Annotated in this window: 22 protein-coding genes and 1 pseudogene; 7 read left to right on the top strand and 16 right to left on the bottom strand. The window is 72.1% G+C overall.

All coding sequences use genetic code 11. The features are described from left to right. The first annotated feature begins 54 nt into the window (after positions 1–54). Positions 55–690 carry a mycothiol-dependent nitroreductase Rv2466c family protein gene (locus AC5WRT_RS26320; protein WP_496096394.1) on the top strand — a complete coding sequence of 212 codons (636 nt, stop codon included), beginning with the start codon at positions 55–57 and terminating at the stop codon, positions 688–690. Positions 691–1,370: 680 nt separating this feature from the next. Further along, the gene (locus AC5WRT_RS26315) at positions 1,371–1,679 is read left to right on the top strand and encodes a hypothetical protein (protein WP_496096393.1); all 309 of its coding nucleotides are present in this window, start codon (positions 1,371–1,373) and stop codon (positions 1,677–1,679) included. Between the two features lie 4 nt (positions 1,680–1,683). Here the strand turns inward: AC5WRT_RS26315 and AC5WRT_RS26310 are convergent, their stop codons facing one another. From AC5WRT_RS26310 to AC5WRT_RS26240, 15 genes are all read right to left on the bottom strand, one after another. Then, positions 1,684–2,469, bottom strand: coding sequence for a sirohydrochlorin chelatase (locus AC5WRT_RS26310; RefSeq protein ID WP_496100650.1), 786 nt, complete (start codon positions 2,467–2,469; stop codon positions 1,684–1,686). Between the two features lies 1 nt (position 2,470). Beyond that, positions 2,471–3,349, bottom strand: a complete 879-nt coding sequence (locus tag AC5WRT_RS26305; protein WP_496096391.1) for an ABC transporter permease — start codon at positions 3,347–3,349, stop codon at positions 2,471–2,473. Beyond that, positions 3,336–4,121: an ABC transporter ATP-binding protein gene (locus tag AC5WRT_RS26300; RefSeq protein WP_496096390.1), complete on the bottom strand. Its 786-nt coding sequence runs from the start codon at positions 4,119–4,121 to the stop codon at positions 3,336–3,338. Before AC5WRT_RS26300 ends, AC5WRT_RS26305 begins: the two co-directional genes overlap by 14 nt. Positions 4,122–4,157: 36 nt before the next feature. Continuing rightward, positions 4,158–5,258: an aliphatic sulfonate ABC transporter substrate-binding protein gene (locus tag AC5WRT_RS26295; protein ID WP_496096389.1), complete on the bottom strand. Its 1,101-nt coding sequence runs from the start codon at positions 5,256–5,258 to the stop codon at positions 4,158–4,160. A 250-nt stretch (positions 5,259–5,508) separates the two neighbouring features. After that, on the bottom strand, positions 5,509–6,843 hold the full coding sequence (locus tag AC5WRT_RS26290; RefSeq protein WP_496096388.1) for a sulfate adenylyltransferase subunit 1: 1,335 nt from the start codon (positions 6,841–6,843) through the stop codon (positions 5,509–5,511). A gap of 2 nt (positions 6,844–6,845) precedes the next feature. Then, a complete protein-coding gene (gene cysD, locus AC5WRT_RS26285; RefSeq protein WP_496096387.1) occupies positions 6,846–7,781 on the bottom strand; it encodes a sulfate adenylyltransferase subunit CysD in 936 nt (311 codons plus the stop codon). Next, on the bottom strand, positions 7,778–8,314 hold the full coding sequence (cysC, locus tag AC5WRT_RS26280) for an adenylyl-sulfate kinase (RefSeq protein WP_496096386.1): 537 nt from the start codon (positions 8,312–8,314) through the stop codon (positions 7,778–7,780). Before cysC ends, cysD begins: the two co-directional genes overlap by 4 nt. A 26-nt stretch (positions 8,315–8,340) precedes the next feature. Beyond that, on the bottom strand, positions 8,341–9,051 hold the full coding sequence (locus tag AC5WRT_RS26275; RefSeq protein WP_496096385.1) for a phosphoadenylyl-sulfate reductase: 711 nt from the start codon (positions 9,049–9,051) through the stop codon (positions 8,341–8,343). Next, positions 9,048–9,227 (bottom strand): hypothetical protein, encoded by a 180-nt coding sequence (locus tag AC5WRT_RS26270; RefSeq protein ID WP_496096384.1) that lies wholly within the window; start codon positions 9,225–9,227, stop codon positions 9,048–9,050. The genes AC5WRT_RS26275 and AC5WRT_RS26270 overlap by 4 nt, the downstream gene beginning before the upstream one ends. Further along, positions 9,224–10,921 carry a nitrite/sulfite reductase gene (locus AC5WRT_RS26265; protein ID WP_496100649.1) on the bottom strand — a complete coding sequence of 566 codons (1,698 nt, stop codon included), beginning with the start codon at positions 10,919–10,921 and terminating at the stop codon, positions 9,224–9,226. The genes AC5WRT_RS26270 and AC5WRT_RS26265 overlap by 4 nt, the downstream gene beginning before the upstream one ends. Positions 10,922–11,048: 127 nt before the next feature. After that, positions 11,049–11,132: a putative leader peptide gene (locus AC5WRT_RS26260; protein WP_316248393.1), complete on the bottom strand. Its 84-nt coding sequence runs from the start codon at positions 11,130–11,132 to the stop codon at positions 11,049–11,051. Between the two features lie 139 nt (positions 11,133–11,271). Next, positions 11,272–11,844, bottom strand: coding sequence for a GNAT family N-acetyltransferase (locus AC5WRT_RS26255; RefSeq protein WP_496096382.1), 573 nt, complete (start codon positions 11,842–11,844; stop codon positions 11,272–11,274). Between the two features lie 66 nt (positions 11,845–11,910). After that, complete coding sequence (locus AC5WRT_RS26250; RefSeq protein ID WP_496096381.1) at positions 11,911–13,245, bottom strand: hypothetical protein; 1,335 nt, start codon at positions 13,243–13,245, stop codon at positions 11,911–11,913. Between the two features lie 173 nt (positions 13,246–13,418). Then, positions 13,419–14,705 carry a GAF domain-containing protein gene (locus AC5WRT_RS26245; RefSeq protein WP_496096431.1) on the bottom strand — a complete coding sequence of 429 codons (1,287 nt, stop codon included), beginning with the start codon at positions 14,703–14,705 and terminating at the stop codon, positions 13,419–13,421. Between the two features lie 443 nt (positions 14,706–15,148). Continuing rightward, on the bottom strand, positions 15,149–16,786 hold the full coding sequence (locus AC5WRT_RS26240; RefSeq protein WP_496096380.1) for an acyl-CoA dehydrogenase family protein: 1,638 nt from the start codon (positions 16,784–16,786) through the stop codon (positions 15,149–15,151). Positions 16,787–16,917: 131 nt separating this feature from the next. Between AC5WRT_RS26240 and AC5WRT_RS26235 the strand changes: the two genes are divergently transcribed. After that, the gene (locus AC5WRT_RS26235; RefSeq protein ID WP_496096379.1) at positions 16,918–18,108 is read left to right on the top strand and encodes a YihY/virulence factor BrkB family protein; all 1,191 of its coding nucleotides are present in this window, start codon (positions 16,918–16,920) and stop codon (positions 18,106–18,108) included. A 108-nt stretch (positions 18,109–18,216) separates the two neighbouring features. Beyond that, the gene (locus AC5WRT_RS26230; RefSeq protein WP_496096378.1) at positions 18,217–18,903 is read left to right on the top strand and encodes an AraC family transcriptional regulator; all 687 of its coding nucleotides are present in this window, start codon (positions 18,217–18,219) and stop codon (positions 18,901–18,903) included. On the opposite strand, the gene AC5WRT_RS26225 is transcribed toward AC5WRT_RS26230, so the two are convergent. Continuing rightward, complete coding sequence (locus AC5WRT_RS26225) at positions 18,886–19,287, bottom strand: VOC family protein (protein ID WP_496096377.1); 402 nt, start codon at positions 19,285–19,287, stop codon at positions 18,886–18,888. The genes AC5WRT_RS26230 and AC5WRT_RS26225 overlap by 18 nt on opposite strands. A gap of 467 nt (positions 19,288–19,754) precedes the next feature. On the opposite strand from AC5WRT_RS26225, the pseudogene AC5WRT_RS26220 reads away from it, so the two are divergent. The 3 genes and pseudogenes from AC5WRT_RS26220 to AC5WRT_RS26210 form a co-directional block, all read left to right on the top strand. Next, positions 19,755–20,168 (top strand): annotated as a pseudogene (locus AC5WRT_RS26220) (ThuA domain-containing protein); the annotation flags it as partial. 156 nt (positions 20,169–20,324) lie between these two features. Continuing rightward, positions 20,325–21,188 (top strand): isocitrate lyase/PEP mutase family protein, encoded by an 864-nt coding sequence (locus AC5WRT_RS26215; protein WP_496096376.1) that lies wholly within the window; start codon positions 20,325–20,327, stop codon positions 21,186–21,188. Further along, the gene (locus AC5WRT_RS26210; RefSeq protein ID WP_496096375.1) at positions 21,185–21,448 is read left to right on the top strand and encodes a hypothetical protein; all 264 of its coding nucleotides are present in this window, start codon (positions 21,185–21,187) and stop codon (positions 21,446–21,448) included. The genes AC5WRT_RS26215 and AC5WRT_RS26210 overlap by 4 nt, the downstream gene beginning before the upstream one ends. Positions 21,449–21,497: the final 49 nt, after the last annotated feature.

Genomic DNA, 21,497 nt, shown 5'->3' with positions numbered 1-21,497 from the left:
ACAATCCCGGATTGGGCCGGGACGCTGCACCACCACGCCACTAGCGTCGCAGTCATGACGTACCGCGACTCCGCCGCCGCATCCGCCCCGACCCGGGTCGACGTCTTCTTCGACCCGGCCTGCCCCTTCGCCTGGATCACCTCCCGCTGGCTGCTGGAGGTCGAGCGGTTGCGCCCGCTGGACCTCCGGTTCCGGGTGATGAGCCTCCATCTGCACAACATCGGCAACGAACTCCCCGCCTGGTACCGGGACCTGGTCGACCGCTCGATCGGCCCGGTGCGGGTCGCCGTCGCCGCCGCGGAACGGCACGGCGACACGGTGCTGCGCGACCTGTACACCGCGTTCGGCACCCGCATCCACGAGGGCGGGACCGAGGACTTCGACGAGGTGATCGCCGAGTCGCTGGCCGAACTCGGGCTGCCGGCCGGGCTGTCGGCCGCCGCCCACGACGCGTCGTACGACGACGCGGTGCGCCGCAGTCACGAGGCCGGCGTCGAGCCGGAGACGGCCGGCTATGTGGGCACGCCGACCCTCCACGTCGACGGCACGGTGTGGTTCGGGCCCGTGCTGCGCGCCGTTCCGCGCGGCGAGGAGGCGGCCGAACTCTTCGACGCCTTCCGGGTGCTGGCCCGCCATCCCGACCTCTTCGAGCTCAAGCGGACCCGCACCGGCGCCCTCCGCTTCGACTGACCGCTACCGCCGTTGGCCGATAACCGTCCCTCGACCGCGCCGCGTTCGCCGAGCGTGTGACACGCGGGCCGCCACCGGCGCAGAACGAAGAGCCGCCGCGGTCCGACGTCACAGGGGAGCGCCGGACCCGGCGGCCCTCTACCACGCGCCTGCCCTCCAGGGCCAGCCCGCGCCGAACCTCGCGACAAACCCGTCCCGCGGTCCCTAGGGTGAACCGCGCGGACGGCCGGAAGGGGGGCGAGGGGCGGATGAGCGTGACGGGCGGACCACCACCGGCGTTGTCGCGGCACCCCGGGCCAGGAGCGCCCCCGGCAGCCGGGGCGTTTCCGGCTGCCGGGAGCCCCGAAGCGGCGCGGCGGCGCACGTGGGGCGCCCGGCCGTCGGCTCGCGCGTCACGCGGCCGCGGTGCCCCACGTGCCCCTCGCCGCCTCCGTCGCCTGGTCAACGGACACCGATCACCCAGACGGGTGGCGATTTTCGGCCTTCTCGCGAGCGTATGCGGGCGTCACCCGTCACCGGCCCGGTGCGGGACGGCCCACGGCCGCCCGGCACCGGGCCGCGACCCCGGTGGCATCGGCCTCCCCAGCGCCTTCGGCAACCGGCTCCCGGTCGCCCGCACCGAAGCCGTAGCCACCCCCCTACCGCCGAAGGCTCCTTCGGACCACAAGCGAGGACACTGCATGAGCAGCTACAACTTCGGGAACGGCCCCGCCGATTTCGGTCATATCGACCTTCGGAACGGTCCGCCGGACCTGGAGACCCTGATGGCCGTCGCCGACCGCCTCACCGAGGCACTGCGGGCCGAGTACCCGGGGATCGCCGGCAACGGGGAGGTCATCCAGGCGGAGCTGGCGCTGTCCGCCGAGGACGGCCTGCCGCCCAACCGGGGCCGGATCCGCACCGCACTGGAGAACGTCGCCATCACGGCGGGAGCCGGTACCGCCAGCCTCAACTTCACCCGGCAGCTCCTGCAGGGGCTCGACCTGTGACCGGTCAGGCGCCCAGGGCCGTCAGCGCCGGGCGGCGCGCCGCGTCGTAGCGTTCCAGCAGCAGCCGCGCGACCTCGGGCGCCGGCCCCAGCACGTCCGCGCGTACGTCCGCCCCGGCCGCGCCCCGCGCGATGCGGTCCGGCAGAAAGCCGGGGGCCAGGACGTACGGCGCGACGGCCACCCGTGCGCAGCCGAGGGCGCGCAACTCGGCCACGGCGTCCTCGGTGCGCGGAAGGGATGCGGAGGCGAACGCAGGCCGCACGGCGCACCAACCGGTGTGCCGCCACTCCCGCGCGATTGCTGCGATCACTGCGATCGCCTCCGGGTCGGTGGACCCCGCCGAAGCCAGCACGACCCCGGTCGAGGACTTGTCGGCGGGCGTCAGCCCCGCCTCGTACAGCCGCCGCTCCAGCGCCGACAGCAGCAGCGGCGACGGACCGAGCACGTCCGCCTGCCGGATCCGCAGCCGGGCCGGCGCCTGCCGCAGCACGGCCGGGATGTCGGCCTTGGCGTGGAAGGCGCGGGTCAGCAGCAGCGGCAGCGCCACCACGTCCCTTACGCCCGCCCGTCGCCCGTCACCGTCCTCGCAGCGAGACGCTTCACGCCGCTCCTCCGCTGCCAGAGAGTCCAGCACCCCGTGCACGGACGGCACGTTGAAGTCCAGGAACCCGGTCTCCACGCGCAGCCCCGGCCGCATCGACCGCACCCGCTCCGCCAAGGCGTGCACGGCCCGGGCATGCCGCGGATCGCGGCTGCCGTGGGCGATGACGAGGAGAACGGGCGGCTTCATGTCAGCCCTTCACCAACAGGCCGCGGCTGCGCAGTACCCAGCGCTCCAGCGGGCTGAAGATCAGCAGGTCGATGGCGATGCCGACGAACAGGATGAGCAGGATGGCCTCGAAGACCATGGCCATGTCGCTGGCGGTGCGGGCGTTCTCCAGAAGCTGGCCGAGGCCCGTGCCCAGGTCGGGGAAGTTCGCGATGATCTCGGCGGCCATCAGCGAGCGCCAGGAGAAGGCCCAGCCCTGCTTCATGCCGGCGACATAGCCGGGGAGCGCGGCCGGCAGGGTGACGTGCCGGACGCCCCTGAGGCCGGTCGCGCCCATGGTGCGGCCCGCGCGCAGGAACAGCGGCGGCACCTGGTCCACGCCGGACACCAGGCCGTTGGCGATGGACGGGACCGCGCCGAGCAGGATCACCGCGTACATCATCGAGTTGTTCAGGCCCAGCCAGATCACGGCCGGCGGCACCCACGCCACCGACGGCAGCGACTGCAGACCGGACAGGATCGGCCCGATGGCCGCGCGCACGAACTTCACGCGGGCCACCAGCAGTCCCAGCGGGGTGCCGATGAGCAGGGCGAAGGCGAAGCCCAGCAGACCGCGCGAGACGGACGTCCAGATGTAGCCGAGCAGGGTGCCCTGCAGCCAGGCGTCCTTGAACGCGCCGCCCACGGCCGCCGGCGACGGCAGCTTGGTCGGGTTGTCGACGACGGGGTAGAGCAGGGACCAGACCGCGAGGACCACCGCGATCGCGACGAGTGGCGGCAGGATCTTGTCGACGAGGGTCTGCCGTAGTGTCGGTCGGCCGACGGCCGTGGTCTCCAGGGCGTCCAGGCCGGCCTCGACGCTTCCGGCGTTCTGGGCCGGTGTCGTGTCAGTGCTGGCCATGGCGGCGGATCTCCCCACGCAGGACTTCGGTGATCTCAAGGGACAGTTCCGCCACCGGTGCGTCCTCGATACGGCGCGGCTGCGGGATGTCGACCTGCCACTCGCGGGCGATCCGGCCGGGCCGGGACGACAGCAGGATCACCCGCTGGGCGAGCCGCACCGCCTCGCGCACGTTGTGCGTCACGAACAGCACGGACAGACCGGTCTCCGCCCAGATACGGGTCAGCTCGTCGTGGAGCACGTCCCGGGTGATGGCGTCCAGCGCCGCGAACGGCTCGTCCATCAGCAGCAGGTTGCTCTCCTGCGCCAGCGCGCGGGCCATCGCCACCCGCTGGCGCATACCGCCGGACAGCTCGTGGACACGCTTGCCGTGGGCGCCCTTGAGCCGGACCAGTTCGAGCAGCTCCTCGGCCTTGCCGTGCCGCTCGTTCTTCGCGACTCCCCTCAGTTTCAGGGCGAGCTCGATGTTCTTGCCCGCGGTCAGCCAGGGGAACAGGGCATGTTCCTGGAACATCAGGGCGGGGCGGCCGTCCGTCGTGATGGCGCCGGCGGTGGGCCGGTCCAGTCCGGCCACCAGGTTCAGCAGCGTGGACTTGCCGCAGCCCGAGGCCCCCAGGAGGGTGACGAACTCGCCGGGCGCGACATCGATGCTGATGTCGTCCAGGACGAGCTGCTGCCCGCCGGGTGTCGCAAAGGACTTCGAGACATGCTCGAGGCGTGCCGCGCAGTCGACCGACTCGTCGGCCTTGGCGAGCGTCGTGGTCGTGGCCATGGTCGTCACCTCCTGGGAACTCGTCGGGTTCGTGTGTCAGCCGCCGAGACCGGCGTCGCTGACCGTGCTCTCGCCTGAGGCCTCGAGGACCTTGTTGAGGATCCTGAGGTCGTAGATCCCCCTGAGGTCCGGCTTGTCCAGCAGGCCGGCCTCGACCGCGTGCTCCGCCTCGGTGTCGAGGGTCGAGGCGAGCGGGTCGTCGGTGAACCGGATGGACTTCCACGCCGGATCGAGGACGTTCGCCGGGAGCGCCTTTCCGGAGTCCGTCGCCAGCTGCTTGTTCGCTGCGGCCTTCGCCTGATCCGGGTTCCGGTTGATCCACTTGTTGGCCTCGACGGATGCCTTCAGCACGGCCTCGACCGCCTTCGGGTGCTCCTCGAGGAAGGCCTGCCGCACGATGATGTTCGTGATCACGAACTTGTGGTCCGGCCACAGCGACGACTCGTCCAGCAGCACCTTGGCGCCCTCGGCGACCAACTTGGACGCGGTCGGCTCCGGCACCCAGGCGCCGTCGACGGAACCGGACGCGTAGGCGGCGGGGGTGATCTTGTTGTCGGAGCGGACGACCGTGACGTCCCCCTTGCCGCTCTGCGCGTCGACCTTCCAGCCCCGGCCTGCGATCCAGTTGAGGAACGCCACGTCCTGGGTGTTGCCGAGCTGCGGAGTGGCGATCTTCTTGCCCTTGACGTCCTCGAGGGACTTGACCTTCTTCGGGTTCACCACCAGCTTCACCCCGCCGGAGGCCGAACCGCCGATGATCTTCAGGCTCTTGCCGTCCGACTTGGTGTAGCCGTTGATCGCCGGGGAGGGGCCGATCCAGCCGATGTCGATGGAACCGGAGTTCAGGGCCTCGATCTCGGAGGGCCCGGCGTTGAAGGTCGCGTACGAAGCCTTGGTCGCGCCCAGTTCCTTCTGGAACAGGCCCTGTTCACGGCCGACCAGGGCGGTGGCGTGGGTCAGGTTGCCGAAGTAGCCGATCCTGACGGAGTCGAGCCCGTCGATCTTCCGGGCGCCGGCGGCGATCCTGGCGGTGTCGTCGGTCTTGGCCTCGGAGCCGTAACCGCAGGCGGCGAGCGCGAGGAGGGGGAGGGCGGCGGTCACCGCGCATACGCGGCGCAGGACTTCGGTGGCAGGCACGGGAGGCTTTCCTCTCGTCGGCCCGGCGGTCACGGTCTCTCAGGTCGTGGCCGGGAGGTCGGCAGGTCTTCGTCGACGGCGGCGGGGGGCGAGGGCGCGCATGCGGTGCGCGTACGTCAGCGCACACATCGGCCCACTCCGCCCTGCCCTCCCCCGAACTCCGTTCGGGGGGACCCCCATCCGAGGGCACCGCTGCCGACGCGGCCGCCCTCCTTCGCGAACGTCGAGTAGACGTCGGTCGTGTTCATGATCAGAAGTCCCAGCCGTCGTCGTCCGGCTCGTCCTTGACCGGCTCCGGCGAGGCGAACGACTCGCCGACCATGCCCGCGGTCAGCGTCGTGCCGTCGCTCGGGTCGATCAGGATGAAGGAGCCGGTGCGCCGTGAGTCGGCGTAGGAGTCGAGCGGCAGCGGCTCGGCGGTACGGATCTTCACCCGGCCGATGTCGTTGGCGGCCAGGTGTCCCGGGTGCGGGTGCAGGGACAGGTCGTCCAGCGTGAGCCGGGACGGGATGTCCTTCACGATCGCCTTGACCGTGCGGGTGCCGTGCTTGAGCAGCACCCGGTGCCCCACGGTCAGCGGGGCGTCGGCCACATGGCAGACGGTCGCCTCCACGTCCTGCGTGGTGGCCGGCGCGTCCTTCGTCGGCACGATCAGGTCACCGCGCGAGACGTCGATGTCGTCCTCGAGCAGTACCGTCACCGACTGCGTCGTCCATGCCGCGTCCACCGGCACGCCCAGCAGGTCGATGCCGGAGATCCTCGTCGTCCGCCCGGACGGCAGGACCGTGACCTCCTCGCCGACGTGGAAGGTGCCGGCCGCGATCTGGCCCGCGTAGCCCCGGTAGTCCGGGTGCTCGGCGGTCTGCGGCCGGATCACGTACTGCACGGGCAGCCGGGCGTGGCAGTGCGCCAGGTCGTGGCTGACCGGCACGGTCTCCAGATGCTCCAGCACCGTCGGGCCGCCGTACCAGTCCATGTTCGCGGACGGCTCCACCACGTTGTCACCGGCGAGCGCCGAGATCGGGATCGCCGTGACCTCGGGCACGCCCAGCTCCAGCGCGTACGCCGTGAACTCCTCGGCGATCGCCGCGAACACGCTCTCCCGGTAGCCGACGAGGTCCATCTTGTTCACCGCCAGGACGACATGCGGGACACGCAGCAGGGCCGCGATGGCCGCGTGCCGGCGTGTCTGCTCGACCACGCCGTTGCGGGCGTCGACCAGGACCACCGTCAGCTCGGCGGTGGAGGCACCGGTGACCATGTTCCGGGTGTACTGCACGTGGCCCGGGGTGTCGGCCAGGATGAACCGGCGCCGCGGGGTGGCGAAGTAGCGGTAGGCCACGTCGATGGTGATGCCCTGCTCCCGCTCGGCGCGCAGGCCGTCGGTGAGCAGCGCCAGGTCCGGGCCCTCCTGGCCACGGCCGGCGGAAGCCCGCTCCACGGCCTCCAACTGGTCGGCGAGGACCGACTTGGAGTCGTGCAGCAGCCGCCCGACGAGCGTGGACTTGCCGTCGTCGACGGAGCCGGCGGTGGCGAACCGCAGCAGGGTGGTGGCCGAGAGCGCCTCGGTCGTCATCGTGCTCATGCTTAGAAGTACCCCTCGCGCTTGCGGTCTTCCATCGCGGCCTCGGACAGTTTGTCGTCGGCGCGGGTCGCGCCCCGCTCGGTGAGCCGGGACGCGGCGATCTCCGCGATCACGGCGTCCAGCGTGGTCGCGTCGGAGTCGACGGCGCCGGTGCAGGACATGTCACCGACCGTGCGGTAGCGGACCTGCCGCTTCTCCACTCTCTCGCCGTCCTTCGGACCGCCCCACTCGCCCGCCGTCAGCCACATGCCACCCCGCTGGAACACCTCGCGCTCGTGCGCGAAGTAGATCTGCGGCAGCTCGATGCCCTCCCGGGCGATGTACTGCCACACGTCCAGCTCGGTCCAGTTCGACAGCGGGAACACCCGCACATGCTCGCCCGGGGCGTGCCGGCCGTTGTACAGGTTCCACAGCTCCGGCCGCTGCCGGCGCGGATCCCACTGCGAGAACTCGTCGCGCAGCGAGAACACCCGCTCCTTGGCGCGCGCCTTCTCCTCGTCCCGTCGGCCGCCGCCGAACACCGCGTCGAACCCCTCGCACCGGATCTTGTCCGTCAGCGGAAGCGTCTGCAGCGGGTTGCGGGTGCCGTCCGGGCGCTCCTTGAGCACCCCCCGGTCGATGTAGTCCTGCACCGAGGCCACATGCAGGCGCAGCCCGTGCCCGGCCACCGTACGGTCGCGGTACTCGAGCACCTCCGGGAAGTTGTGCCCGGTGTCGACGTGCAGCAGCGAGAACGGCACCGCCGCCGGCGCGAACGCCTTCAGCGCCAGGTGCAGCATCACGATCGAGTCCTTGCCGCCGGAGAAAAGGATCACCGGGTTCTCGAACTCGCCCGCCACCTCGCGGAAGATGTGCACCGCCTCGGACTCCAGCGCGTCCAGGTGCGACAGGGCGTACGGGCTGTCCGTACCCTCTTCCACCTTGGCGACCGTGGTCATGCCAGTCCCCTCTCGTTCAGCAGGGCGTACACGGACGCCGCGGACTCCTGCACGCTCTGGTGCTGCGACTCGATCCGCAGATCCGGGGCCTCGGGCTCCTCGTACGGGTCGTCGACACCGGTCAGCCCGGTCAGCTCGCCCGCGGCCTGCTTGGCGTACAGGCCCTTGACGTCCCGCACGGAGCACACCTCGACCGGGGTGGCGACGTGCACCTCCAGGTACGCCGTGCCGTTCGCCCCGTGCCGCTTGCGGACCGCGTCCCGGCTGTCCGCGTACGGTGCGATGACCGGGACGAGCACCTTCACGCCGTTGCGGGCGAGGAGTTCGGCGACGAAGCCGATGCGTTGCACGTTGGTGTGCCGGTCCTCGCGGGAGAAGCCGAGGCCCGCCGAGATGAACTCGCGGATCTCGTCGCCGTCGAGCACCTCGACGCGGTGGCCATCGGCACGCAGCCGGCCGGCCAGCTCGTGGGCGATGGTGGTCTTGCCGGCGCTCGGCAGACCCGTGAGCCAGACGGTGGCTCCGGTGGTCACGTCGTTCTCCTGGTTCCGATGAGTCGTCATCCGTGCAGCCCGCACTCGGTCTTGGCGCGGCCCGCCCAGCGGCCGGCGCGCGCGTCCTCGCCCTCCAGGACCCGCCGGGTGCACGGGGCGCAGCCGATGGAGGCGTAGCCGTCCGTGAGCAACGGGTTGGTGAGCACGCCGTGTTCGGCGACGTAGGCGTCCACGTCGTCCTGCGTCCAGCGGGCGATGGGGGAGACCTTGACCTTCTGCCGCTTGGCGTCCCAGCCGACGACGGGGGTGTTCGCCCGGGTCGGGGACTCGTCGCGACGCAGGCCGGTCGCCCACGCCTGGTAGTTCTTCAGCCCCTCTTCGAGCGGCTTGACCTTGCGCAGCGCGCAGCACAGGTCGGGGTCGCGGTCGTGCAGCCGCGGGCCGTACTCGGCGTCCTGTTCGGCGACCGTCTGCTTCGGCGTGAGCGTGATGACGTTGACGTCCATCACGGCCGCCACGGCGTCACGGGTGCCGACGGTCTCGGGGAAGTGGTAGCCGGTGTCGAGGAAGACCACGTCCACGCCCCCCAGCGCGCGCGAGGCGAGATGGGCGACGACGGCGTCCTCCATGGACGAGGTGACGCAGAACTTCGCGCCGAAGGTGTCGACCGCCCACCGGAGGATCTCCAGGGCGGAGGCGTCCTCCAGGTCCCGGCCCGCCTGCTCGGCGAGCGCCTGCAACTCCTCGGCCGCCCAGTCTTGCTGACTGGTCGTCATGTCCCGTCCCCTCCGTTGTCGGCTCGCCGAAGGCCCCGGGCGAGCAGCCCGAGGAACTTCAGCTGGAATGCGCGGTTGCACGCCCCGCATTCCCAGGTGCCGTGGCCCTGCTCCTGCGGTCGCAGGTCCTCGTCACCGCAGTAGGGGCAGTAGAACGGCGCCGCACGCTCGCTCACGACAGTGCCTCCTCGGAAGCCCGTGCCGCCCAGGCCGCGAACCGCTCGCCGTCCTCGCGTTCGGCCTGGAACCGCTTCAGGACCCGCTCGATGTAGTCGGGCAGCTCCTCCGCGGTGACCTTCAGGCCGCGCACCTTGCGGCCGAAACCGGCCTCCAGGCCGAGCGCGCCGCCGAGGTGGACCTGGTAGCCCTCGACCTGCTCGCCCTTGTCGTTCAGGACCAGCTGGCCCTTGAGACCGATGTCCGCGACCTGGATGCGGGCGCAGGCGTTCGGGCAGCCGTTGAGGTTGATGGTGATCGGCTCGCCGAAGTCCGGAAGGCGGCGCTCCAGTTCGTCGATCAGCGACGAGCCGCGCTGCTTGGTCTCGACGATGGCGAGCTTGCAGAACTCGATGCCGGTGCAGGCCATGGTGCCGCGCCGGAAGGAGGACGGACGCGCGGTGAGGTCCAGCGCCTCCAGGCCCTCGACCAGCGAGTCGACCCTGTCCTGCTCGACGTCCAGGACGATCATCTTCTGCTCGACGGTGGTGCGCACCCGGCCCGAGCCGTGCGCCTCCGCGAGATCGGCGATCTTCGTGAGCGTGGCGCCGTCGACGCGGCCGACCCGCGGGGCGAACCCGACGTAGTAACGGCCGTCCTTCTGCCGGTGCACACCGACGTGGTCACGCCAGTGCTGCACGGGCTGCTCGGGCGCGGGCCCGTCGACCAGCTTGCGCTGCAGGTACTCGTCCTCCAGCACCTGACGGAACTTCTCCGCGCCCCAGTCGGCGACGAGGAACTTCAGCCGGGCCCGGTTGCGCAGCCGGCGGTAGCCGTAGTCACGGAAGATGGAGACGACGCCCTCGTAGACGTCCGCGACCTCCTCCAGCGGCACCCAGGCACCCAGCCGCACACCCAGCTTCGGGTTGGTGGACAGGCCGCCGCCCACCCACAGGTCGAAGCCCGGGCCGTGCTCGGGGTGCCGTACGCCCACGAACGCCACGTCGTTGATCTCGTGCACCACGTCCAGCAGCGGCGAGCCCGAGATGGCCGTCTTGAACTTCCGGGGGAGGTTCGAGTAGGCCTTGTTGTTCAGGACGCGGCGCTTCATCTCCTCCAGCGCCGGCGTCGGGTCGATGATCTCGTCCTCGGCGATGCCCGCCACGGGGGAACCGATCATCACACGCGGGGTGTCGCCGCAGGCGGTGACGGTCGTCAGGCCCACGGCCTCGAGGCGCTCCCAGATCTCGGGCACGTTCTCGATCCGGATCCAGTGGTACTGCACGTTCTGCCGGTCGGTGATGTCCGCGGTGCCGCGGGCGAACTCCTGGGACAGTTCGCCGATGACGCGCAACTGCCGGGTGGTGAGCGCGCCGCCGTCGATGCGCACCCGCATCATGAAGTAGCGGTCGTCCAGCTCCTCCGGCTCCAGCACCGCCGTCTTGCCGCCGTCGATGCCGGGCTTGCGCTGGGTGTAAAGCCCCCACCAACGCATCCGGCCGCGCAGGTCGCTGGGATCGATCGAGTCGAAACCGCGCTTGGAGTAGATCGTCTCAATGCGTGTCCGCACATTGAGACCGTCGTCGTCCTTCTTCACCTGCTCGTTGCCGTTCAGCGGGGTGAAGTGGCCTACGGCCCACTGGCCCTCGCCGCGGTGACGGCTCACCTTGCGGCGGGGCGCGGAGGCGGCGGGGTTCGGCGGAGTGGCGGCCATGGTTCTACGTCCTTCGGGACCGGTGGGAATCGGCACGTGACCAGCGCGTATGGGCGCACGCGGACAGGCGTGCGCGTCCTTGCGCAGGCGAAATCGGAAAGAGGTGGTCTCGGCGGTGCTGGGGAGGTCAGCCGGCCGGACAGATGGCGCTGGACATGCGGCCGAGGTCGACGTGCCGCCGACTCACCAAGGCAATTCCAGTTCCAGGCATGACGGAAGCCTGTCACGGCGATCTGGACACAGTCCAGCTTTATCCAAGATGCGGACACCCTCGTCCCGTATTGTGGGACAAGGGTGTCGTCGCTCACATGCGTCGCCGGGGGGCTTGTCCCGACGGGGCCGACGGGGTATCAGGCCCGGTGCGCGCCGGGCCAGGGCCCCGGCGTCGGCACGTCCGGCTCCAACTCGACCTTGGTGTCGAAGAGCGTGAAGCCGCGTCGCCGGTAGTTGTCCATGGCGAACTCGCCGTCCTTGCTGCAGGTGTGCAGCCACACCCGCTTCGTCGGCGTCCGCCCCGGCCACCGCTCGGCGAGGTCCCAGGCGCGGGCCGTGCCGTACGCCAGCAGATGGCCGCCGATGCGCCGGCCGCGGAAGGCGGGGAGCAGACCGAAATAGACGATCTCGACCGCGCCCTCGTCCTGGGGCTCCAGCTCCACATAGCCGGCCGGGGTGCCCCGGTCGTAGGCCACCCAGGTCTCCACGCCGGGCCGCTCCAGGTACTCCTGCCACCGCGCGTACGTCCAGCCGAGCCGGTCGGTCCAGCGGATGTCGCCGCCGACCGAGGCGTACAGGAAGCGGCTGAACTCCGGGGCGGGAACCTCGGCGCGCACGATCCGCACATCGCCCTCGGGTGCGGCGGCGGGCAGGAGGTCGCTCGGCGAGGTCTGCTCCAGGGACCAGACGGTGACAGGAACGCTGCTCATGCGGGCCAGGGAATCATTCCGCCGCCGGGTCTGTCGATCGGGTGCGTCACGGCGCCGGTGCGGCGGTCACCCCAGGGACCTGTCCAGCCCGGCCAGGGGCATGCTGAACAGCATGCGGTCCGACAGGGACCACACCTCACCCGTCGCCTGCCAGTAGGACAGGGAGCCCGCCGCCTCGGCCCAGCAGCGGTGCGAGCCGTCCGCGCCGCAGGACGCGACCTTGGCTCCGGCGGTGTCCTGCCGCCACAGCGTGCCGTGGCCGTCCCGGGAGTCGGGCAGCCGTCCCACATACCAGGACGCGTCGTCCGCGCCGGGCTGCCAGTACGACAGCACGCCCCGGATCCCGGCGGCCCGGCTTCGGTACTCCTCCACGGCAGCCACCCGCCCCCAGGCGTCCGCGGCGAGCAGCCCCTTGCGGGCGGGGGCGGTGCTGAACGGATAGCGCCACAGCCGGGCCCCCCGGTCGCCGTCCGGCGCGGTCCACTCCGCGGCGACGAGGCTGTCCGGCGCGGTGCCCCGGTCGAGCGCGAGCGCACCGGGGCAGGGCGGACCCACGCGGGCGCAGCGGCCCGCGGCGAAGCGGTAGGAGCCGATCGCGGGCATCACGTACCGGTACCCGTCGGCGGACCAGCCGCCCGGCACCCGCCCGATCGCGGGGCCGTCGACGCCGATGCGCTGGATCCGGTCGAGGTCGTACACATACAGTGCGTCGGCGCCCCCGGACCTGGCGGTGACCAGCAGCTTGTCCTGGTACCAGACCATCCCGGAGATGCCGGAGACCAGGGCCCGGTAGTCCCGGCCACCGTCGACCGGCACCACCAGCAGCACCCAGCGGTAGGCGAGGCGGGCGGGATCGTCGGCGTTCACGAAGGCGATCCTGGCCAGGCCCCGCTCGGCGGCCCGGCCCGTGGTGGTGCTGTGGGTCCAGCCCGCCAGCACGACCCGGTGCGTGCCCCAGACACCGTCGTCGTCGGCATCCCCCGAGGTGGTCACCGACGCCGGCCGCCAGCCGGTGCCGGTGGCATCGGCCCGGTCCCAGCACCAGGCGCGGGCGGGGGCCGGAGCGACCGGCAGGGACGCGCGGTCGTCGGCGGAGCAGTCGGCGGAGGCGCGCATCGTGCGGTCGGCGCTCGCCAGGACGGCGTCCACGCCGACCGGGCGGCCCATCGCGGCGGAGAGCCGGTCCAGCGTGCGGGCCGGTACCAGCCGTTCCCGGAGGCGGAGCCGGCCGGTGTCCGCCCGGGAGGACACCGGCTTGAGCGCGCCGGGGCTGTCGGTCACGTCCGCCTGGGACACGCTGATCAGGGTGGCGGCCGCGGTGAGCGCCAGCGCGGTCCCGGTCAGGACCGCGCGCAGGGCAGCGCCCCTCCTGCGCCGGCGGTGTCTGCCGCGATGCTTCATCTCGTCCCCTTCTCCGGGGCTCCTTCGCCGCCCGGGCGCCGGCCGGCGCCGTGCCAACTGCGCCTGATGATCCGAACGTTGACGCGTGAAGCCGCTGGGGAGGCCCTCAAGGGATGCTACGGCAGCAACGGCCCGCGCACGCCGAAGACCCCGCAAATACCCGGAAGACACCCTCACCGGGCCCCGCACCCGCTGCCCGGCCCGGCCGGCCGCCCCCGCGCGATCGCCGGTGCCGTGGAGAAGGGCAGCAGGTCACGGGGGTCGTCGGGGAACAGCACCTCGATCTGGGCGTCCTCTCGGAAACGGTACGGCCGATGCTGCAGAAGTTCCCCGCAGTACCGCCGGATCCGGGACATCTCCGCCCGTACCGTCACCGTGCGTGAGGGATCCCCGAACAGATCCTCGGCCAGGGCCGCCGCCCCCCGGCCGGCGCGGTGCACCGCGAGCAGATACAGCAACTCCGCGTGCCGGGGGCTGAGTTCCCGCGACCAGGAACCCGCAGCACCGGACACCGTCAGCGCGGCGTGCCCCGGCCTGGCCAGATCCAGCACGACCCGCGCGGGCGCGCCGACCGGTTCCTCGGCCACCCGCAGCAGCCAGCCCCCGGCCAGCGGCTCCACCGCGCACGAACCCAACCCCGGCAGCCACCGACGGCCCGGTGCCAGCGACTTGGGCAGCCCGATCCGCCGTACGTAGGGCATCCCGGTCACCGCCGCCGACCAGCCGTCCCGGTCCACCACCAGCGCCCGCCCCGTCAGCCGGGCCAGCACCGGCGCCGCCACCGCCCGCAGCCGCTCCAGCGAGTCCCGGTGCAACTCCCGCAGCCGCGCCTCGGCCAGCTTGGCCACCGAGTCCACCCAGGCGAGGGTCGCCGGATGCATGGTCTCCAGCGGGCCGCTGACATCCACCACGCCGATCGGCCGGCCGTCCCGCGGATCGGTGATCGGCGCTCCCGTGCACGTCCAGGAGGTGTGCGAGCGGACGAAGTGCTCGGACGCGAAGACCTGCACGGGCCGCCGTACGACCGCCGAGGTGCCCACCCCGTTGGTGCCGACGACGTCTTCGCGCCAGTCCGCGCCGAGTTCGAAACCCAGCCCGTCCGCCTTGCGCAGCACCGGCGAGGCGCCCTCACGCCACAGCACCCGCCCGTCGGCGTCCGCGACGACCATGATGTGCTGGGCCGTGTCGGCGACCGAAAGCAGACCCTGCCGCAGGACCGGCAGCACATGTCTGAGCGGTGACTCCTCGCGCCTGCGCCGTACTTCGTCAAAGGAAAGCAGCCCTGATCTGAAGTCGCGGTCGGGGTCGACCCCGCTGCGCAGCATCCGTCCCCAGGACTGCTCGATCACCGGCCGGGGCGCGATCCTCGCCCGCTGACCGGCAAGAGTGGCGTCGCGCACCTCGCTCAGCAGCCGCGCCGCCTGCATCGCGTCCACGGCGGCCAGGCGCGCCACGTTCATCGGCGGGTTCACCACGGGGGTCCTCCCGGAAGGGGCGTCGAACATCCTTGTCAAGCCGTCCGGGCGGCGCTTTCCGGACCGGTTGTGCCCTCTCATCTTGCCGCTACGGGCAGGCCGGAGGCACACACTCCGCGCACGTGCGCCGACAAATTGCAACCCCTTGCAACCCTGGTGGGCGTTCGGAGGGTGGCCAAGACTTGACTCCGGCGCGACTCGCGTCCGCGAGGTCGCGTCCGCGGGCTTCAACGGGCCCAGGTGGTGGGGGTGGTGCCGTGTCGGCGCAGCACCACCCCCGCCGGGGCCGGTTACCGTCAGGGGGTGCCCGGCGGTGGTGCGTCGTGGCCGCCCGCCCCCAGGTCCCCGACCTCGCTCGGACCCGGCGGGACCCGCGTCGCGGCGCAGCAGCACGGCGACACGGCGGATCGCCGAAGCCGGCCCGTGCTTCAGGAGATCGGGCGTGCCCGTTCCACAACCGCGTGCAGGTCCAGGCCCGTCGGCAGGGTGCCGAACGAGGCCCCGTGGTCGCCGCCCAGCCGGGAGGCGCAGAAGGCGTCCGCCACCTCCGGGGGCGCGTACCGGACCAGCAGCGAGCCCTGCAGGACGAGCGCGAGGCGTTCCACCAGCCGCCGCGCCCGGCCCTCGACGTCGCTCAGGTCTGCCAGTTCGGTGAAGAGGTCCTTCACCGCGCGGTCGAGGCGGTGGTCGGCGCCGTGCGAGCGGCCGATCTCGGTCAGACAGGCGTCGAGCGCGCCCGGCTCCCGCTGCAACGCCCGCAGCACGTCCAGGGCCTGCACGTTCCCGGCGCCCTCCCAGATGGAGTTCAGTGGCGACTCCCGTACCAGCCGGGGCAGCCCGGACTCCTCGACGTAACCGTTTCCGCCCAGGCACTCCGCGGCCTCGACCGCAACGGGCGTACAGCGTTTGGTGATCCAGTACTTGGCGGCCGGCACCGCCAGCCGCAGGAAGGCGCGCTCCTGTTCGCCCCCGTCGTCGTACGCGGCCGCGAGCCGCAGCGCGAGGGCGGTCGCGGCCTCGGACTCCAGCGCGAGATCGGCGAGGACGTTGCGCATCAGCGGCTTGTCGACCAGCCTGCCGCCGAACGCCTCGCGGTGGGAGCAGTGGTGGATCGCCTGCGCCACCGCCTGCCGCATCAGCCCCGCCGAGCCGAGCGCGCAGTCCAGCCGGGTCGCCGCGACCATCCCGATGATCGTCCGCACCCCGCTGCCCTCCTCGCCGACCCGGCGCGCCCAGGTGCCGGCGAACTCCACCTCCGCGGAGGCGTTGGACCGGTTGCCGAGCTTGTCCTTCAGCCGCTGGAGGAGGAAGACGTTGCGGGAGCCGTCGGGCAGGACGCGTGGCACCAGGAAGCAGGTGAGGCCTCCGGGGGCCTGCGCCAGTACCAGGAACCCGTCCGACATCGGCGCCGAGCAGAACCACTTGTGCCCGGTCAGCTCGTACGCGCCCGGCTCGGCGAGCGGGCGGGCCTCGGTGGTGTTCGCCCGGACGTCGCTGCCGCCCTGCTTCTCCGTCATGCCCATGCCGACGAGTGCTCCGGGCTTCTGCGCCGCGGGCCTGAGTGCGCGGTCGTACACCGTGGACGTGAGCCGCGGTTCCCACTCGGCGGCGAGCCCGGGGTCGGTCCGCAGCGCGGGCACCGCCGCGTGGCTCATCGACAGCGGGCAGCAGGTCCCCGCCTCCACCTGGGTCCAGACCAGAAAGCCGGCGGCCCGGCGGACGTGCCCGGACGGCCGGGTCCAGGCGCCGGTGAGACCCGCCGAGACGCCCTTGCCGAGCAGCCGGTGCCAGGCCGGGTGGAACTCGACCTCGTCGATCCGGTGGCCGTACCGGTCGTGGGTGCGCAGCCGGGGCGGGTGCTCGTTCGCCTGCACGGCCCACTCCTGCAGCTGCGCCGATCCCGCGGCCCGGCCCAGCGCGGACAGCTCGGAGCGCGTCTCGTCCAGCAGGTCGGGACCGGTGTGCCGCTCGACGGCCTCCACAAGGGCCCGGTCGGCGGTGAAGACGTCGTAGCCGACCAGGAGCGGCGGCTGGTTCGTCACGGTGTGGGTGGAGGTGCCTGCCATGGTCGCGAACCTACCCGGGTCAGCGGCTGTGATGGCCTCCAGAGTGGCACAGCGCCGCCCCCGGGCGCGCCGGATGCGCTCACCTGCCCCGGAAGGTGAGGCCGGTCCCGTGCTGCGGATACCGTTGGGTCGTGCAGCCAGCAAGCGAATCCCCCGAGCGGCCCGCCGGCCGCCTCCACCGCGCCAGAGTCCTCTACCGGAACGTCTCCAAGCGCAGGACCGCCTGGCTGCTGCTCAAGGACACCGTCAACTCCTGCATGGAGTACCGCATCCTCGGCCTCGCGGCCGAGGCGGCGTTCTTCACGCTGCTGTCCGTGCCGCCGCTGCTGCTGTGCCTCATCGGGCTCCTCGCCTACGTCGACACCTGGACCGGCGCCCACACCATCAGCAGCCTCGAGACCAACATCCTCGAGGCCTCCCGGACGGTCCTGTCCGACAAGGGTGTGAAGGAGATCACCGAGCCGATCCTGCACGACGTGATGAAGGGCCGGCCCGACATCATCTCCATCGGCTTCCTCTTCGCCCTGTGGTCCGGCTCCCGTGCGGTGAACGTCTTCATCGACACCATCACCGTCATGTACGGCCTCGACGGCGTCCGGGGCATCGTCAAGACGCGGGTGATGTCGTTCGTGCTGTTCATCGTGGCACTGCTGATCGGCTCGGTGGCCCTGCCGCTGATGGTGGCGGGTCCGGACGCGGTGGTGCGGGTGGTGCCCTGGTCGGCGACGGTGGTGCAGGTTCTGTACTGGCCGGTCGTCATCGTGCTGTCGGTCGCTTTCCTGACGACCCTCTACCACGTCTCCGTGCCGGTCCGCTCCCCGTGGATCGAGGACGTCCCCGGCGCCCTCGTCGCCCTGGCCATGTGGGTCCTCGGCAGCTTCCTGCTGCGGATCTACCTCGTGCACACCATCGAGGGCGCCACCATCTACGGCTCCCTGGCCGCCTCCGTCGCCGTCCTGCTCTGGATCGGTGTGTCGGCCTTCGCCGTCCTCGTCGGCGCAGCCGTGAACGCCGCCATCGACCGCGTCTGGCCCGCCGCCGCGACGGCCGCCGCCCGCGCCGCGAACGAGCGGATGCGCGAGGCCCAGGTCGCCGAGTACGTCGCCCGCGCCGCGGCGGGCCGGGAGGCCGACCCCGACGACCCCGACATGCCCTCGGAGTTCCCCGAGCGCTGGTCCCGCTTCCTGCCCCCGGAGGATGTCACCGCCCGCCTGCGCACCCACGCCAAGCACACCTCCAGACCCGGCGGGCCCCACGAGGCCAACGGCCGCCACCCGCACGAGGGCCCCCGGGACGAGGGTCCGGCGGGGTACGGGAAGTGACCGGCAGCGGTGGAGCGTGGGCGTTCCGGCCGGGCAGGGCGGGGAGGCCGGGGCCCGAGGCCGCGGGGAGCAGGCGCCGGACGCGGCTGTCGCCGTAGGCTGGTGGCCGTGTACACGGAGCGGGCTTCCCGGCTGACCGGCGCGGTCGTGTGGACGAACATCCCGGACGGAACCGGTGGCGGTCCGGTACTGCCCGACGGCTGCATGGACCTGCTGTGCAGCGATGGCCGGCTGCTGGTCGCCGGCCCCGACACGCGTCCGTACGTTCCGCACGGGCCGCCACGCTCCTGGGCCGGCGTCCGCTTCTTCCCCGGCACCGCGCCCGTCCTGCTCGGCGTACCCGCGCACGAACTGCGCGATCTGCGCGTCGACCTGGCCGACCTCTGGCCCGCCGCCCGGGTCCGGCGGCTGCGCGAGCGCGTCGAGGCGGCGGCGGACCCGGCGACGGCACTGGAGGACATCGCCCTGGACCGGGCCGCGTGGACCCCGGCCCCCGACCCCCAGCTGCACCGGCTGGTGCAGCGCCTGGACGAGGGCCGCCCGGTGTCCGCCACGGCCTGCGAACTCGGCATCGGTACGCGCACGCTGCACCGGCGCTGCCTGGACGCGTTCGGCTACGGCCCGAAGACCCTGGCCCGCATCCTGCGCCTGCAACGCGCGCTGGCGCTGGCCCGCTCCGGGGCGCCGTACGCCGAGACGGCCGTCCGTGCAGGGTACGCGGACCAGCCCCACCTCGCCCGCGAGGTGAGAGAGCTGACGGGTATGCCGCTCGGGCGGCTACTCGGCGGAGGGTAGCGGGGCGAACAGGTCGACGCCGTTGCCGTCGGGGTCGTGCACGATGGCGTACCGCTGCCCCCAGAAAGCGTCCCACGGCTTCAGCTCCCCGTGGTGCCCGGCGGACACCAGATCGTCGTACAACGCGTCGACCTCGGCGGGCGAGTCGCACCGGAAGGCGAGCCCGACGCGTCCGGCGCCCTCGCACGGATTCCAGGCGGAGTGGAAGGAGCGGACGGTCTCCTCGGTGTCCAGCGCGAAGACCAGCCCGCCGGGCAGCTCGGCATTGACGTGCGGCTCCTTCTCGGACCCTTCGGGAAAGACGAGCCCGAGGCGACGGTAGAAGGCGAGCGCGGCGGCCATGTCGGACGTCACCACGCCGATCAGTGCGAATCGTGGAGTCATGCCGTCACCGTAGGCGGACGGCCGGTGCCCGGTCTTGAAGGAATCGGACACCCGGAAGCCCGCGCCGCCGCGCCGCCCCTTCCGCGACCGTGACCCGCTCCTGCACGCACCTGGCCCGCCTGCCCGAGGTCCGCCGTCCCCGGCTCCGCACCCCCCGTGCCCGCGCCGGCGAACCGTCCTGGCCCTCCGACCTGTTCCGACGGCCGACGCCGCTCGAAAAAAACGCGCATCCCCCACTCGAACGCCCCGGCGCGCATGCTGCTTCGCCCCCTGCCGCGCCCCCGCCTCAGCCGAAGGTGACCGGTCCCTTCGGCGTTTCCACGGTGAAGGAGAGGGCGGTGCCGAGGGCCGTCAGCGGGCCGTGCAGGTCGGCCGGACCGGGGCCGTCGCGGACATGTGCAGCAGGGGGGTGAGCGGTAGCCCGGAGGCCGTGGGGTGGGGAGAGCCGCCCCAGTCGATCAGGAACGGGGGTGCACGCCGCGGCCTGCACCGAGTACGGCTGGCCGTACTACGGGGAACTCCTCGGCGCCCGCTTCGTGCGGCACCCCGCCTTCCAGCCGGGCCGGGCCGTGGTCGAGGATCCCGCTCACCCCGCGACCCGCGCGCTGCCGGCGGTCCGGGAGTTCAGCGACGAGTGGTACGACTTCGACGCGAGCCCCCGGGGCCGGACGCGGGTGCTGCTGAGCGCCGACGAGACCTCGTACGAGGACGGCGGGATCGGCGCGGACCATCCGCTCGCCTGGTGCCGCGAACACGGGGCGGGCAGCGGCCGCGTCTTCTGCTGCACGGTGCTCGGGCACGCCGCCGGGGCCCACCGCGATCCCGCCTTCCCGGCCCACCTCGACGGCGGGCTCGGCTGGGCGGGACGGCTCTGTGCGTGACGTTTCTGCGGTGAACCGGTTCCGCCATTGAGGTGAGTAAAGGCCGCACACATGGAAAGTCACGTGAATACCTAGACATGCTCTTGTCTTGGCAAAGGGCGTCGAGACGTGCGGGCCGCCGGCCCCGCGTCACCCACCCACAGGAGGAGCCGGACCTTGACCTACGGTAAGAAGTTGCGCGAGCGCATCGCCGGGCCCGGGACCACACCGCTGATCGGCGTGTACGACATGTACTCGGCGTCGATCGCGGCCAAGCACTACGACGGGATGTTCGTCTCGGGCTTCGGATTCGCGGCCTCGTACTACGGGCTGCCGGACATCGGTTTCATCGCCTGGCCCGACATGGTGGCCTTCGTCCAGCGGCTGCGGGGCGCGTTCCCCCACCACCATCTGCTGGTCGACATCGACGACGGGTACGTGGACCCCGAAGTCGCCCGTCACGTCGTCGAAGGGCTGGAACGCATCGGCGCCTCCGGAGTGATCCTCGAGGACCAGAAGCGGCCCCGCCGCTGCGGCCACGCCGACGGCAAGCAGGTACTCCCGCTGGAGGAGTACCTGGAGAAACTGCACAAGGTCCTCGAGACCCGCGAGGACCTGGTCGTCGTGGCCCGTACGGACGCCACCGACGAGCACGACATCCTGCACCGCGCCGAGCGGCTCGCCGCGACCGACGCCGACGTGGTCCTGGTCGACGGGGTGCGCAGCGTGGAGTGGATCAAACGGATCCGCGAGGTCGTCGGGACCAAGCCGCTGCTGTTCAACCAGATCGCCGGCGGCAAGTCGCCCCGCCTGTCCCTCGGCGAGCTGTCCGACCTCGGCGTCGATGTCGCCATCTACAGCACCCCCTGTCTGTTCGCCGCGCACGAGGCGATGGATTCCGCGCTCGCCGGCCTGAAGGCGGCCGACGGGCGGCTGCCGGAGGTGCATCCCGCGAGCGGTGTCGGGGTGAAGGCCTCCACCAGCCTGCTGGAGCGCAACATCGCCCGTGACCGGCTCGTCCCCGAGAGTGTGGGCGTGTGACGGGCGTCGTACCGCGGCTCGGGACGGCCGCGGCGGCCGCGGCCGCACTCCTCGGGGCCGGTGCCGTACCCGCGGCCGCGTCCGGAAGCCTGATCACCGTGATCGACAACTCCCACGCCGACTCCTGGCTGGAGGTCGACCGCACGGCCAACGTCCAGACCGGCAGGGGCACGGCCGGCAGCGACCACGACGGCAGCGCCGTGGACGCGATCCAGGCCCTCGTCGGCGGCAGCCGCCGGCACCGGGAGGTCTGGGACTGAGCGACCGGGAGACCGGCCGCCGAGAATCCGGCATCGACGGTGACGGCCG

The organism is Streptomyces sp. NTD91 (assembly GCF_059510455.1).
This window is presented reverse-complemented; position numbering and strand designations above follow the sequence as displayed.

Excerpts from the sequence above, each read along its gene's own strand:
- AC5WRT_RS26290 (WP_496096388.1), bottom strand. The coding sequence starts at position 6,843 with ATGAGCACGATGACGACCGAGGCGCTCTCGGCCACCACCCTGCTGCGG.
- AC5WRT_RS26310 (WP_496100650.1), bottom strand. The coding sequence starts at position 2,469 with ATGAAGCCGCCCGTTCTCCTCGTCATCGCCCACGGCAGCCGCGATCCG.
- AC5WRT_RS26260 (WP_316248393.1), bottom strand. The coding sequence starts at position 11,132 with ATGCCTGGAACTGGAATTGCCTTGGTGAGTCGGCGGCACGTCGACCTC.
- AC5WRT_RS26250 (WP_496096381.1), bottom strand. The coding sequence starts at position 13,245 with ATGAAGCATCGCGGCAGACACCGCCGGCGCAGGAGGGGCGCTGCCCTG.
- AC5WRT_RS26240 (WP_496096380.1), bottom strand. The coding sequence starts at position 16,786 with ATGGCAGGCACCTCCACCCACACCGTGACGAACCAGCCGCCGCTCCTG.
- AC5WRT_RS26275 (WP_496096385.1), bottom strand. The coding sequence starts at position 9,051 with ATGACGACCAGTCAGCAAGACTGGGCGGCCGAGGAGTTGCAGGCGCTC.
- AC5WRT_RS26315 (WP_496096393.1), top strand. The coding sequence starts at position 1,371 with ATGAGCAGCTACAACTTCGGGAACGGCCCCGCCGATTTCGGTCATATC.
- AC5WRT_RS26245 (WP_496096431.1), bottom strand. The coding sequence starts at position 14,705 with ATGAACGTGGCGCGCCTGGCCGCCGTGGACGCGATGCAGGCGGCGCGG.
- AC5WRT_RS26225 (WP_496096377.1), bottom strand. The coding sequence starts at position 19,287 with ATGACTCCACGATTCGCACTGATCGGCGTGGTGACGTCCGACATGGCC.
- cysD (WP_496096387.1), bottom strand. The coding sequence starts at position 7,781 with ATGACCACGGTCGCCAAGGTGGAAGAGGGTACGGACAGCCCGTACGCC.
- AC5WRT_RS26305 (WP_496096391.1), bottom strand. The coding sequence starts at position 3,349 with ATGGCCAGCACTGACACGACACCGGCCCAGAACGCCGGAAGCGTCGAG.
- AC5WRT_RS26320 (WP_496096394.1), top strand. The coding sequence starts at position 55 with ATGACGTACCGCGACTCCGCCGCCGCATCCGCCCCGACCCGGGTCGAC.
- AC5WRT_RS26255 (WP_496096382.1), bottom strand. The coding sequence starts at position 11,844 with ATGAGCAGCGTTCCTGTCACCGTCTGGTCCCTGGAGCAGACCTCGCCG.
- AC5WRT_RS26300 (WP_496096390.1), bottom strand. The coding sequence starts at position 4,121 with ATGGCCACGACCACGACGCTCGCCAAGGCCGACGAGTCGGTCGACTGC.
- AC5WRT_RS26265 (WP_496100649.1), bottom strand. The coding sequence starts at position 10,921 with ATGGCCGCCACTCCGCCGAACCCCGCCGCCTCCGCGCCCCGCCGCAAG.